The sequence below is a fragment of the Streptomyces sp. NPDC006393 genome (assembly GCF_040628575.1).
Lineage (GTDB): Bacteria > Actinomycetota > Actinomycetes > Streptomycetales > Streptomycetaceae > Streptomyces.
This window is the reverse complement of sequence record NZ_JBEXZD010000015.1, coordinates 46,227-59,238: the sequence shown is the minus strand read 5'-3', so window position 1 is coordinate 59,238 and position 13,012 is coordinate 46,227. Positions and strand designations below refer to the sequence as shown.

The following is a 13,012-nucleotide window of genomic DNA, read 5'->3' as shown; positions in this document are numbered from 1 at the left end:
TCCCTCACCGATCTTGTGCGGTGCCGGCGGCCGGAAGCGGCAGCGCAGCCGTGTGCGGCGGCGCGGATTCGTCCGGGCGGCCCAAGGACGGGGTGGCCGCGGGGTCGGCGAGCAGGACCGGGACGATGGTGTGCAGCGCCCGGACGGCCCGGTCGACGGCGGCGCCGACCGGCCCGCTGAGCCCCGGCATGATGTCCTCGTCGCCACGCGGGAGGACGTCGGGCTCGCAGGCGAGGACGAGGACCCGCGGCAGCGGTCCGTCGCCGAGGCGGGCGGCCAGCGCCAGCACCTTCGCGGGGTCCATGCCGTGGGCCTCGGGTGCGGCCGCGGTGGAGGCGTCGGGCGGGTCCGGCTCGATCAGGGACAGGGTGCCGGGCCGGTGCCCCCGCGGGGCCGCGTCGACCAGGACGGCGGTGTCGTATCCGTCGAGCAGTTCGTAGGCGAGGTCCAGGCCGCGGATGCCGAAGTCACGCACCCGCACGGCGGCCGGCAGCGGCCGGGACGCGAGCGCCCGCACGACGTGGGGGCCGAAGGCGTCGTCGGCGAGGAAGATGTTGCCGACGCCCGCGACGAGCATCCGGGGGCGGGAGGCGGGAGGGGGCGTCATCGCGCGTGCCCGCCGGCCGGGCGGAGCACGGGCGGGGCCAGAGGGTCGGCGGGGCCGCTCGGCGTCTTGCGGACGAACGCCGAACGCAGTGCGTGGTAGGGCGCTGTGGGGTCGAAGAAGATGTCGTACATGCGGGCGAGTTCGGCGCGCCGGTGGTCCGCGAGGGGCCGTACGGCCTCGTCGCGTGCGCGGGCCGCCGCCTTGGCCTCGATGCGCCGGGCGAGGTCGGGAGCGGCGGCGAGCTCGGCCGCCCTGCGGGCGGTCTCGGCGGGGAACTCCCCCGGCAGGACGGGCAGCAGACGGTCCACCAGGCCGAGGCCGTGCGCGGTGGCGGCGCTCACGGGCAGCGCCTCGGTGGTGAGCCGTTCGGCGGTCCGCGCGCCGACGCGGCGCGGCAGGCTGTAGGTCCAGTACTCGGAGCCGTACAGGCCCATGCGGCGGTAGTGGGGGTTGAGCACGGCGCCGCCGCGGCACCACACCTCGTCGGCGGCGAGCGCGAGCATGACGCCGCCGGCGGCCGCGTTGCCGCCGAGCGCGGCCACCACCAGCCGGTCGGTGGTGCGCAGGACCGCCTCGACGAGGTCGTTCATGGCATGAAGGTTGGCCCAGGACTCGGCGGCCGGGTCGGGGGCCGCCTCGATGACGTTCAGATGGATGCCGTTGGAGAAGAAGTCGCGGGTGCCGCCGAGGACGAGCACGGACGTGGGGCGGCCGAGCGCGTGCCGGTAGGCGGCGAGCAGCCTGCGGCACTGGTCGGTGCTCATGGCTCCGCCGGGGAAGGAGAAGGTGAGGAAGCCGACGTCGCCGTCGCGGCGGTAGCGGATGTCGGTCCAGGTGCGCCGCTCGGGGGGCAGTTCGAGCGGGACGGTGGCCTCCGGGAGCGAGCAGGGGCCGAGGACGGAGGTGGCCGGGCGCTTGAAGGGCGCGGGGTCGCCGGAGTTCTTGCGCGGCCTGAGTTCGGGGATCCACACGGCCCCGTCCCGGGTGGCCCGGCACACCGCTCCGGCGCGGGTGGCGAGCGCCTCGCCGGGGCGTCCGCGCAGCCGGTCCTCGGGGTGGCCGCCGTGCAGGAACACCTCCCGGCCGTGCAGTTCGTCGAGCACGCCGGGCCGTGAGTCGGCCGCGCGCAGCCTGCGCAGCACGGTGGCGGTGCTGTCGTTGTCCCAGTCGATACGGCGTTGCGACTGGCGCATGACGTCGCGCCACATCACACGGAGCGAGGGGTCGTTCTGCGACAGCGGTTTGAACGAGCCCTCCTCGTAGCGTCGTACGGCCAGCAGTACGGCGGCCGCCGCCGCGTCGGCGGCCTCGTTGCGGTACAGGTCGCTCTTGCCCACGTCGGACGTGTCGAACGGCATCGACGCCCAGATGTCACCGGCGTCCATGGCCGCCTCGGCCTGGAGGACGGTCACGCCCCAGCGCGCCGCCTGGTCGGTGATCGCCCAGTCCAGGGAGGACGGTCCGCGGTCTCCGGGGGGTCCCGGGTGCACGACGAGGCAGGTGTGCCGCTGCCACACGTCCTCGGGCAGCGCCGTGCGCAGCATCGGGGCGATGATCAGCTCCGGGTGCGTCCGCGCGATCGCGGTGCGGACGGCGTCGGCGCCGTGCGAGGCGAGGACCGCGTCCACCCGGTGCCCGCGGTCCGACAGTTCGGCGTACACACGCTGGGCCAGGCTGTTGAACGCGCTCACGACCAGCAGAATGTCCATGACGCGGCATGGTGTCCGTTGCGTCGGGCACCGGGAAGGACCGCTGCGGCGTTTCGCCCGCCCGGTCAGGTCTCTTCCTCCATCCGGATCGAATTCCTCAGGTCCTCGAAGGCCGGGCTGTGGTCGTCCTTGTTCATCTCCAGCAGGGCGCGGGCGAGTGCGTCGAGTTTGCGCTGGATGGCGTGCTCGGCGCGCATCTCGGCGTTCTTCAGCAGGGCGAGCAGCAGCAGCGTCACGGCGGTCATGGACTCGCCCGCCAGCAGCAGCAACTCCAGGTCCAGATGGGCCGCGTGGGCGGAGACGAAGAAGCCGACGAGGAGCAGGCAGACCAGGAAGAAGACCGGTGAGCTGGTGAAGTTGGAGGCGTACTCGGCGAACTGGTCGAACGGACCGCGCCGGGGGCCGCCGCGGTGGACGGGACTCTTGAAGGTCATGAACGGGAGCCTTTCCCCATGCGGCGTGACATGAGCGGGCCTTGCGCACATGCCGCCGTCCGGCCGTCCTCAACCGGCGCGTCGTCTCGCTACTTTCGGTTGATATGATGTAACAGTCTGCACATGAACTGGCAGCAGAACATCGACAGGGCCTCCGTCCGTCATGACGGGGCATCAGGTCAGCACCCTCGTCGCCGTGGACTGTGCGGGGCGCTGCTGGTCGCGGCGACCACCGCGGCGCTGGCGGGCGCACCCACGGCGACCGCGCTCCCGTCCCGGGGTGCCGGCCCGGACTGGGACGCCATCGCCGCCTGCGAGTCCAGCGGCAACTGGAGGGCGAACACCGGTAACGGGTACTACGGCGGACTTCAGTTCGCCCAGTCCAGCTGGATCGCGGCCGGCGGACGGAAGTACGCGCCCCGGGCGGACCTGGCCACGCGCCATGAGCAGATCAAGGTGGCCCGGCGGCTGGCCCGTCTCCAGGGGATGTCGGCCTGGGCCTGCGCCTGAGCCTGCCCGGACTGCCCGGACTGCCCGGACTGCGGGTCAGCACAGTACGGAGAGTGCGCCGGGCAGCACCCGGGCGGTGACGGGCAGCACCGCGTCGACCTCGCCGTCGGCGCCGTAGGGCACCGGCCGGTCGGCCTCGATCCGGATCTCCCGGCCGCGCAGAATCCGCACCTCGGGCCGGGCGACATGGGTGCCCGCCTTCAACTCGTTCATCAGGGCGAAGAAGAGCCGCCGTGGTGCGGCGCGGATCAGCACCACGTCGAGCAGTCCGTCGTCCACCCGGGCGCCGGGCGCGATCATCCGGCCGGAGCCGTAGTACGCCGAGTTGGCGGCCACCACGGTGTAGCCGCGGTGGCCGTGCTCCTCGCCGTCCACGGTGACGCGGTAGGTCGCCGCGCGCCAGGTGGCGACCGCCCGCAGTCCCCCGGCGTAGTACGAGGCGGCGCCCCGCAGCAGCCGGGCATGGTTGGCGTGCCGGTTGGCGAGCGCGTCGACGCCCGCGTACACGCTGCCGAGGACGACGGTGCGGGGGTGGACGGCCGACTCCACCTCGATGGTGTCGACCTGGCGCGGCTCGTGGTGCAGCAGCACCCGGGCCAGTGCGGACGGGTCGGCGGGCAGGTCGAGCGCGCGGGCGAAGTCGTTGCCGCGGCCGGCCGGGACGAGGCCGAAGACCGTGCCGGTGCCGCTGAGGGCGCCGCCGATGCCGCCGGCGATGCCGTCGCCGCCGACGGCCAGCACGACCCGTCCGTGCCCGCCGGCCTGCAGGGCGAGGTCCTGCGCGTGGGCGAGGCTGCGGCTGTACTCGGTCTCCAGTTCGGCGCCCGCCTCCCGGAGCAGCCTGGCCACCCTCAGCAGCGCGGCGGCACCCGCGGATCCGCCGGCGGTCGGGTTGACGATGGCGGTGAACTGTCGCATCGGTGGGGCCTCCGGGCGGAGAGAGGGCGGTCGGGCGGGTCGGGGGCGGTGGGAGAGAGGGGGCGGAGGAAGAAGCGGGCGGGTGCGAGTCGGACCGCGCCGGGCGGTGCGGCGCCGCGTCGGTCCGGGCGCGTCAGTCCAGGGGCAGGAGGACTCCCGGATTGAGCAGACCGTCCGGGTCGAGCCGCTGCTTGACGGCACGCAGGGCCTCGACGCCCAGCGGCCCGGCCTCCCGGACGTACCCGTCGCGGTGGTCGGTGCCCACGCCGTGGTGGTGGCTGATGGTGCCGCCCGCGGCCCAGATCGCCTCGCTCGCCGCGCGCTTGGCGGGCGCCCAGTGTGCCACGGGGTCCTCGCCCTGCGCCGAGACCACGGTGAAGTAGAGGGAGGCGCCGTTCTCGTAGACGTGCGAGATGTGGCACATCACCAGCGGCGGGGTGCCGGACTCGGTGAGCGTCGTCGTGAGCGCGGCACGGACGGCGGCGTACAGCTCGGGCACGCGGGACCAGAACGCGGCGGTCTCCAGGGTCTCGGCGAACGCGCCCACGTCCAGCAGCGCGTCGCGCAGATACGGCGCCGAATAGCGGCCGTGGGCCCAGCGTTCGCCGGGTTCCTCGCCGAGATACGTGCCGCCGCAGGCGCGCAGCACGGCGGCGGCCCGCTCCCGGCGGTGGGCGACGTCCTCGGCGGTGCCCTCGTAACCGGCGATCGCCTGGCAGCCGGCGGACTGCGGCTCGCCGGGGGCGCCGGGGGCGCCGATGGCGTCGGGCTGGGCGAGACCGATCAGGGTCTCCGTCTCGTCGGACAGGCGCAGCACCGTGGGCCGCGGCCCGTCCTGGGCCAGCCGGCGCAGCGCGGTGGCGCCCTCCTCGAAGGAGGCGAAACGCCAGCCCTCGTAGACGCGGGTGTGCGGCAGCGGGCGCAGGCGCACGGTCACCGAGGTGATGACGCCGAAGGCGCCCTCGGAGCCGAGCACGAGCTGGCGCAGGTCGGGTCCGGCCGCCGAGCGCGGCGCCCGGCCGGCCTCCAGGGTGCCCTCGGGGGTGGCGAGGGTGAGGCCGAGCACCATCTCGTCGAAGCGGCCGTATCCGGCCGAGGCCTGGCCGCTGGAGCGGGCCGCGGCGAACCCGCCGATGGTGGCCCACTCGTAGGACTGCGGGAAGTGACCGAGGGTGAAGCCGTGCTCGGCCAGCAGCGCCTCGGCCCGTGGGGCGCGCAGTCCTGGTTGCAGGGTGGCGGTGCGGGAGACGGGGTCGAGGGCGAGCAGGCCGTCCATGCGGCGCAGGTCCAGGGCGACGAAGGGGCGCCGCCGGGAGCCCGGCTGCTCGGGGGCGAGGCCGCCGACGACGGAGGTGCCGCCGCCGAACGGGACGAGGGTCAGGTCGTGGGCGGCGCACGCGCGCAGGACGGCGAGCACCTCGTCGTGGCCGGCGGGGAGCACCACGGCCGCCGGGAGGCCGGCGACGTCCCCGCGGCGGATCCGCAGCAGGTCGGGGGTGGACTTGCCGCGGGTGTGCCGGATCCGGGACTCGGCGTCGGTGCGGACGTGCGCCTCGTCGCCGACCGCGTCCCGCAGGGCCCGGTGCGCGGCGGCGGTCAGCGGGGAGGCGGGGACGTCGATGTCCTCAAGCTCGACCGGGCCGGTGCCGTGCGGCTTGACCCCGAGCAGGTCGCGCAGCAGCGCGGTCACCGAGTCGGGCAGCGGTGTGGCCTTGGCCGGGTCGCCCCAGCCGCTCCACAGCATGTCCATGGGGTTGTTCCTCACCGGTCGGATCGAAGGGGCGTTACACGCGTTACACTGTTACACATGACGCCTATTCGTCACAATGGTTCGGCGGGGCCGAACGGCAAGGGCGACCCGGCGGTGGCTTCCGGCGCGCCGGAGGCCGCCGGGGATCCCGTGCTCGACGCCGTCCGCGACTGCGTGCTGGCCGTCGGAGTCCGGCGTACGACCATGACGGACGTGGCCCGGCGGGCCGGTGTGTCCCGGATGACGCTGTACCGGCGCTGGCCCGACGTGCGCTCCTTGGTGGGCGATCTGATGACCCGGGAGTGGATCGACGTGGCCACGCGGTCGATGCCCGAGCGCCGGCCCGGGACCGCCACGCGCACGCTGGTCGTCGACGGGCTGGTGGCCGGGGTCGCCGCGTTCCGCGCGCATCCGCTCTTCCGCAAGATCGTCGACGTCGACCCCGAACTGCTGCTGCCCTATGTACTGGACCGTCGCGGAGCCAGCCAGGAGGCCCTGCTGGCACTGCTCGGCGACGCCCTGCGCGAGGGCCACGCCGACGGTTCGGTGCGCACCGGACACCCCGACCGGCAGGCCAGGTCCCTGCTGCTGGTCGTCCAGTCCTTCACGCTGTCGCTGCGCACGATGACCGACGAGGACGACCCCGGTCTGACCGCCGAGGCCTTCCTCGCGGAGCTGCGGACCATCCTGGAGAGGACCCTGACGCCATGAGCCGAGCCCACCCGTACACCGCCCCGGACGGCGCGGCTCCCGGATCGTCGGGCGGCCCGGCTCCCGGCTCGTCGCTGACCGCCGCGCGCCGCGCCCGCGAACTGGCCCTGACCGTCGGCGGTCCGGCCGTGGACGTCCTGGTCGTCGGGCTGGGCGCGACCGGGGCGGGGGCCGCGCTGGACGCCGCGGCCCGGGGACTGACCGTGGCCGCAATCGACGCCCACGACCTGGCCTCCGGCACCTCCCGCTGGAGCTCGAAGCTCATCCACGGAGGGCTGCGCTACCTGGCCTCGGCGCAGCTCGACGTCGCGCACGAGAGCGCGGTCGAACGCGGGGTGCTCATGGAACGCACCGCGCCCCACCTGGTCGGCGCCCAGCCGTTCGTGCTGCCGCTGACCCCACTGGTCTCCCGCGGTCAGGCCGCCCTCGCCTGGGCGGGCCTGCGCGCGGGCGACGGTCTGCGCCTCGCGGCGCGCACCGCCCGCGCCACCCTGCCGGCTCCGCGCCGGCTGTCCGCCGTGGAGACCCGCCATCTCGCTCCGTCGCTGCGCGGGGCGGGGCTGCGCGGCGGCCTGCTGTCCTGGGACGGCCGGCTCACCGACGACGCCCGCCTGGTCACCGCCGTCGCCCGTACGGCGGCGGCGCGCGGCGCGCGGATCCTGACCCGGGTGCGGGCGCTGGAACTGACCGCGGCCGGCGCCCGGGTCCGCGACGAACTCACCGGCGAGGAGGGCGAGATCCGGGCCCGCGCCGTGATCAACGCCTCCGGGGTGTGGGCGGGCGGCCTGGTGGACGGCATCCGGATACGCCCCTCCCGCGGCACGCATCTGGTGCTGCGGGCCGATCGCCTCGGTCCGCTGCCCGCCGGGCTGCACATCCCGGTCCCCGGCGAGACCAACCGCTTCGTCCTCGTTCTGCCCCAGGGCGACGGCCGGGTCTACGTCGGCCTCACCGACGAGCCCGTCGACGGCGAGATCCCCGACGTTCCCGAGGCCCCGGAGACCGACATCGGGTTCCTGCTCGACGTCCTGGGGTCCGCCCTGGACGTGCCCGTCCAGCGCGACGACGTGGTGGGCGCCTTCGCGGGGCTGCGCCCACTGCTGGACGTGGACCCGGGCGACGGCTCCGGCGCGGCGCCCCGGACCGCCGACATCTCCCGCCGGCACGCGGTGCTCACCTCGCCGGACGGCGTGATCACCGTGGTCGGCGGCAAGCTCACCACCTACCGGCGGATGGCCGAGGACGCCGTGGACGCCGCCGTCGTCACCCACCGCCTGGCCGCGGGGCCCTCCCCCACGGCCTCGCTGCCCCTCGTGGGCGCCGCGTCGCCGCGCGCCCTGTCCGCGCTCCAGGCACCGCGCCGCCTGATCCGGCGCTACGGCACCGAGGCACCGGCCGTCCACGCCCTGGGGGTCCGCGATCCGCGGCTGCGCGAACCCGTGCTCGAAGGCCATCCCGTCACCCGCGCCGAGCTGGCGTGGGCCGTACGGCACGAGGGGGCGCTCGACGAGGGCGACCTCCTCGACCGGCGCACCCGCATCGGCCTGGTCCCCGCCGACCGCTCCGCCGCGCTGCCGGCCGCACGGGAGACGGTGGGAGAGGCACTCGGGTCGCGGTGAACTCGACGGCGCCTCCCGGGTCCCGGTGAACTCCGGGGGCGGCTCCAGGGCCGCAGTCAACTCCGACGGCGCCTCCAGGGCCGCAGTCAACTCCGGGGTCGGCTCGCGGGCCGCGGTGAACTCGGGAGGCCGCCCTCGGCTCCCGGTGAACTCGGCGGCGCCTCCCGGGTCCCGGTGAACTCCGGGGGCGGCTCCAGGGCCGCAGTCAACTCCGGAGGCGGCTCCAGGGCCGCAGTCAACTCCGGAGGCGGCTCCAGGGCCGCAGTCAACTCCGGAGGCGGCTCCCGGGCCGCAGTGAACTCCGTGGGCGGCTCCAGGGCCGCGGTGAACTCGGCGGCGGCTCCCGGGTCCCGGTGAACTCGGGAGGCCGCTCTCGGGTCCCGGTGAACTTGGGAGGGGCGCCCTCGGTCCCGGTGAACTTGGGAGGGGCGCCCTCGGCTCCCGGGGCATCGAGGGGCCGCGCCCTCGGCTCCGGGGCGGGGCGGGTCTGGGCCGGTCAGGCCGCCAGGGGCCCGTCCGGGTGCAGGAGGTCCAGCAGCTGGGGGTGGTGCAGGGCGCTCACCGGGGCGAGGAGGTCGGGATGGCGCAGCAGCGCGGCCGCCCGGCGGTCTCGCTCATCGGGGGCGATCAGCCGGCGGAACTCGACCGGGGCGCTCGCCACGTGGCCGCCGTCGGCGAGCGCGGCCACCGCGCGGCAGGCGAGCCCGGGGTCGGTGAGCAGACAGGCCGCCCAGCTCGCCACGACCTCGTCCACCCAGGTGCGCCAGGCGTAGGCCTCCGGGTCGTCGTCCTCGACGCCGTCGGCGCCGGTGATCCAGTCCAGCCGTGCCGAGCCGCCGGGGCCCGACATGCCGACCAGTGCGGCGTCCATGGGCGTGGGGTAGCGCAGCCAGGCGGCGACCGTGACCGCCTGGCGCGCCTGCACCTCGCACAGGGCGGAGGCCAGCGCGCCGTCGGACGCCGGGTACGCGCTGGTCAGCCATTGGGTGGTGGCCGCGATGAGAGGGGAGAGATCTTCGAGCACTGCCGGGCCGTTCGAGCTGTTCACGGACAAAAAGGACTCCGTGCAACGCTAGCCCTCGGCCGCGGCATGCCATATGGCCCAGGCCTCCTCCGGGGCGTGGTTTGTGCCACATGGCACGCGACGGTCGGTGGCGGTGCCGGGACGGAGGCGGCCCGGGCCCTGCGGCCCTGCGGACGGTGTGCGGATGTGACGGGTCGGCGGTGACCCGCGCCGAGAGGGGCGGGGCGGTCAGGCCTCGCCGGGGAAGCGTTCCCAGACGCGGTGGGCGCCCAGGAGGCGGGAGATCTGCTCCAGCGTGGTGGGTCCGCTGTCGCCGACGATCACGCCGGGGGCGTCGACGGGGACGCCGGCCGCCTCCAGCGAGGCCTCGGCGCCCTTCCAGGCGCCGATCGCCTTGCCGTGCCGGAAGGCCTCGGAGAGCAGCAGGCTGACGCGCGGGTCGTGGGTCGCCTGCTGCGCGGAGGGCAGAGGGGACTTGGCGTCGCGGGCACCGTAGGCGTCGGCGCCCACGCCCGGCGACCCGGCCAGCAGGACGGCGTCGAACTCGACGGAGCGGGCGGTGGCGTAGGTGCGCTGGACGGGCAGCGCGTCGGCGCCGTCGCCGAGCTTGCCGCCGGTCGGCGCCACGACGAGGGGGACCATGCCGCCGGCGAGCACCGCCTCGCGTACGGCCCGTACGCCGTCCAGGTCGCCGTCCGGCCCGGCGATGATGCCGATGACCCTGCCGTCGGTCGGCCAGGTGCGCCCGACCTGGGACAGCGCCGGGCTGGGCTCGACCTCGGCCAGCGGCACGGTGGCCTTGGGCGCGGGCAGGCCCAGTCCGGCGGCGACCTCCGCGCACAACTCGGGGTCGATGTTGGCGAGCACCCGCAGGCCCCGTTCCTTGACGGCCTGCTCCCAGCACTTGCCGAGTTCGAAGGTGTAGGCGCCGATGATGTGCTCGCGTTCCACGGGGCTCATGCTGAGCCAGAACCGGCGGGGCTGGCTGAAGTGGTCCTTGAAGGTCTCGGGCGCGTCCCGGACCTTCTTCGCCTCCGGCACGCGTACGGGCGCCTCGATGTACGCGCCCGTGTCGGCGCCCGCCGTGAACGGGCAGCCTCCGTCGAGGGAGTTGGGACGGTAGGGGGCGACGCCCGTGTGCACGGCGGACTGGTGGAAGCTGTCGCGCAGCATGTCGTTGACCGGGGCGTGCGTACGGTTGATCGGGATCTGCCCGAAGTTGGGGCCGCCCAGCCGGGTGATCTGGGTGTCCAGGTAGGAGAACAGGCGTCCGGCGAGCAGCGGGTCGTCGGTGATGTCGATGCCGGGGACGAGGTGGCCGGGGTGGAAGGCCACCTGCTCGGTCTCGGCGAAGAAGTTCTCCGGGTTGCGGTTGAGGACGAGCCGCCCGATGGGCTGCACGGGGGCGAGTTCCTCCGGGACGATGTTCGTCGGGTCCAGCAGGTCGATGCCCTCGAAGGTCTGCTCGGGGGTGTCGGGGAAGGTCTGGATGCCCAGTTCCCACTCGGGGTAGGCGCCCGCCTCGATGGCGTCGGCGAGGTCCCGGCGGTGGAAGTCCGGGTCGACGCCGTTGATGATCTGCGCCTCCTCCCACACCAGGGAGTGCACGCCCAGCTTGGGCTTCCAGTGCCACTTCACCAGCGTGGTGTCGCCCTTGGCGTTCACCAGGCGGAAGGTGTGGATGCCGAACCCCTCCATCATCCGGAACGAACGCGCGATGCCCCGGTCGGACATGTTCCACAGGGTGTGGTGGGTGGCCTCGGTGTGCAGGGTGACGAAGTCCCAGAAGGTGTCGTGGGCGCTCTGCGCCTGCGGGATCTCCCGGTCCGGGTGCGGCTTGGCGGCGTGCACGACGTCGGGGAACTTGATGGCGTCCTGGATGAAGAAGACCGGGATGTTGTTCCCGACCAGGTCGAAGACGCCCTCGCCGGTGTAGAACTTGGTCGCGAACCCGCGGGTGTCGCGCACGGTGTCGGCGGATCCCCGGGAGCCCAGCACCGTGGAGAACCGTACGAAGACCGGCGTCTCGACGTCCTTGGCCAGGAACGCCGCCTTGGTCACCGAGGCCGCGGTGCCGTAGCTGGTGAAGATGCCGTGCGCCGCGGCGCCGCGGGCGTGGACCACGCGCTCCGGGATGCGCTCGTGGTCGAAGTGCATGACCTTCTCGCGCAGGTGGTGGTCCTGCAGCAGCACCGGTCCGCGGGGACCGGCCTTGAGCGAGTGGTCGGTGTCGTACAGCCGTGCGCCCTGCGCGGTGGTCAGATAGCTCCCGGCCTGCGCCATGGTGGACTGGTCCGCGCCGGTCGGCTGTCCCGTGGGCGAGACGGTGTCCGGGCCGGTCTGGTCCGGCTTGGGCGGCAGCGGCCCCCGGGGCTCCGTGGGCTCCGCGACGGAGGGCGACCGCGAACCCGGCTTGCCCGGGATGCCCCCCTCCGGTCCCGCGCCGTCGCCCTTGAGGGTGTCGGCGACCTTGTGGGCTGCCTGCTTGATGGGGTTGGCCTCGCTCATCAGTACCGTTCCTCCGCTTCTGGCCGTGCCGCGGGTGGCGCCTCGGCCGTGTGCTGTCGTGTCCGGCAGGGCGTCGTGTCCGGGCGCGCCGGTCCGCGCCGCCCGGCCGGTCGTCACCGCTGGGCCCGAGCCAACTGGATAACCCGGAATCAAGGGATAAAACGCCCCGAATACGCATCGACCCCGCCAATCTCTCACGGTGGGGAGGCGGGCGCATGGGGCACGCGACGAGGGGGTGAACCCCCCTGAACCGCCCGCGCGGCGCACTCTCCGTTACAGTGACGCGGCTGCGGGGAGGGGAAGGACCCGACCCGCGGGAGGGGAGAGACAGGGTGAGCATCGGGGCGGGAGCGGCGTGGCGGGGTGCGGTCGCCGCGGCAGTGCTGCTGGGCGGGGCGCTGACGGGCTGCTCCCAGGCGTCGGACGACGACGGGCACCGTGCCTCGCGTACGCCGACGACGGCCACCGACACCGGGACGGCCGACACGAGCACGGGCGCGGGCGCGGAAGCCTCGGGAGGCGTGGCCCGGCGCGGAGGCAGCGTCGGTGCGGCGGGGTCGGCGTGCCCCCTTCCCGTCAGCTTCGACGTCGCCGCCGACTGGAAGGCGAAGGCCGTCGACGCGAACGCCGGCGGCGACTCCGCGGAGGCCGAGGCATTCGCCGACGCCTTCCTCCGGGTGGGCCCGGTGACCGCGACGTGCGAGATCGACGCCAAGCCCGCCGGCAACATCGGCTTCCTGCGGGTCTACGCCGGCAAACCGGGCTCGGGGGACGCGCGCTCGGTGCTGCGGGCCTTCCTGGCGGACGAGGGCGACGTGAGCAAGGAGCGGTACACCCCGTTCACGGCCGGCGGTCTCGACGGCGTCCAGGTCGAATACCTGCACACGAGCAAGGCCCTGGACGAGTCGAGCAAGGAGAGCGCCCTCGCCGTCGTCACCCCCAAGGGGCCGGTCGTGCTGCACCTGGGCGGGCTCGACACCGAGGAGCACGACCAGATGCTCCCCGCCTACGAGCTCGCCAAGCGCACCCTGCGCCCGGCCTGACCGCGTCGTCCGGACCGCCCGCGCCCCGGCACCCGCAGAGCCACGCGTCCGGCATCCGCCGGTCCGCCCCGGTACCCGCCGGGGCCGCATGTCGCGGCGGACCGGGCACGCCGTGTCGTCACGGGCACGCCGGGTACCCGACCCGGCACGAGAGGGCGTCCGGCACCGGGCGAGGCGGC

The 13,012-nt window shown here is 74.6% G+C and carries 11 protein-coding genes; 4 read left to right on the top strand and 7 right to left on the bottom strand.

The genetic code is table 11. The annotated features are described in order from the left end of the window. Positions 1–4: 4 nt before the first annotated feature. The 3 genes from ABZ484_RS09995 to ABZ484_RS09985 all read right to left on the bottom strand — a co-directional run bounded on the left by ABZ484_RS09995 (position 5) and on the right by ABZ484_RS09985 (position 2,750). Positions 5–607: a hydrogenase maturation protease gene (locus ABZ484_RS09995; RefSeq protein WP_358865394.1), complete on the bottom strand. Its 603-nt coding sequence runs from the start codon at positions 605–607 to the stop codon at positions 5–7. Then, on the bottom strand, positions 604–2,316 hold the full coding sequence (locus ABZ484_RS09990; protein WP_358865393.1) for an enoyl-CoA hydratase-related protein: 1,713 nt from the start codon (positions 2,314–2,316) through the stop codon (positions 604–606). The genes ABZ484_RS09995 and ABZ484_RS09990 overlap by 4 nt, the downstream gene beginning before the upstream one ends. 65 nt (positions 2,317–2,381) lie before the next feature. Further along, positions 2,382–2,750 (bottom strand): low affinity iron permease family protein, encoded by a 369-nt coding sequence (locus ABZ484_RS09985; protein WP_358865392.1) that lies wholly within the window; start codon positions 2,748–2,750, stop codon positions 2,382–2,384. Positions 2,751–2,873: 123 nt separating this feature from the next. On the opposite strand from ABZ484_RS09985, the gene ABZ484_RS09980 reads away from it, so the two are divergent. Then, positions 2,874–3,260, top strand: coding sequence for a transglycosylase family protein (locus ABZ484_RS09980; protein ID WP_358865391.1), 387 nt, complete (start codon positions 2,874–2,876; stop codon positions 3,258–3,260). A gap of 36 nt (positions 3,261–3,296) precedes the next feature. On the opposite strand, the gene ABZ484_RS09975 is transcribed toward ABZ484_RS09980, so the two are convergent. Next, positions 3,297–4,178, bottom strand: coding sequence for a diacylglycerol kinase family protein (locus ABZ484_RS09975; protein ID WP_358865390.1), 882 nt, complete (start codon positions 4,176–4,178; stop codon positions 3,297–3,299). A gap of 133 nt (positions 4,179–4,311) precedes the next feature. Then, positions 4,312–5,928: an FAD-binding oxidoreductase gene (locus ABZ484_RS09970; RefSeq protein WP_358865389.1), complete on the bottom strand. Its 1,617-nt coding sequence runs from the start codon at positions 5,926–5,928 to the stop codon at positions 4,312–4,314. Between the two features lie 57 nt (positions 5,929–5,985). Between ABZ484_RS09970 and ABZ484_RS09965 the strand changes: the two genes are divergently transcribed. Both ABZ484_RS09965 and ABZ484_RS09960 read left to right on the top strand, forming a co-directional pair. Further along, positions 5,986–6,639, top strand: coding sequence for a TetR/AcrR family transcriptional regulator (locus ABZ484_RS09965; protein ID WP_358865388.1), 654 nt, complete (start codon positions 5,986–5,988; stop codon positions 6,637–6,639). Then, positions 6,636–8,258 (top strand): glycerol-3-phosphate dehydrogenase/oxidase, encoded by a 1,623-nt coding sequence (locus ABZ484_RS09960; protein ID WP_358865387.1) that lies wholly within the window; start codon positions 6,636–6,638, stop codon positions 8,256–8,258. The genes ABZ484_RS09965 and ABZ484_RS09960 overlap by 4 nt, the downstream gene beginning before the upstream one ends. A 496-nt stretch (positions 8,259–8,754) precedes the next feature. Here the strand turns inward: ABZ484_RS09960 and ABZ484_RS09955 are convergent, their stop codons facing one another. Then, positions 8,755–9,282, bottom strand: a complete 528-nt coding sequence (locus ABZ484_RS09955) for a hypothetical protein (RefSeq protein WP_358865428.1) — start codon at positions 9,280–9,282, stop codon at positions 8,755–8,757. A gap of 228 nt (positions 9,283–9,510) precedes the next feature. Next, the gene (locus ABZ484_RS09950; RefSeq protein ID WP_358865386.1) at positions 9,511–11,790 is read right to left on the bottom strand and encodes a catalase; all 2,280 of its coding nucleotides are present in this window, start codon (positions 11,788–11,790) and stop codon (positions 9,511–9,513) included. Positions 11,791–12,122: 332 nt separating this feature from the next. On the opposite strand from ABZ484_RS09950, the gene ABZ484_RS09945 reads away from it, so the two are divergent. Further along, a complete protein-coding gene (locus ABZ484_RS09945; RefSeq protein WP_358865385.1) occupies positions 12,123–12,833 on the top strand; it encodes a lipoprotein in 711 nt (236 codons plus the stop codon). Positions 12,834–13,012 lie beyond the last annotated feature (179 nt).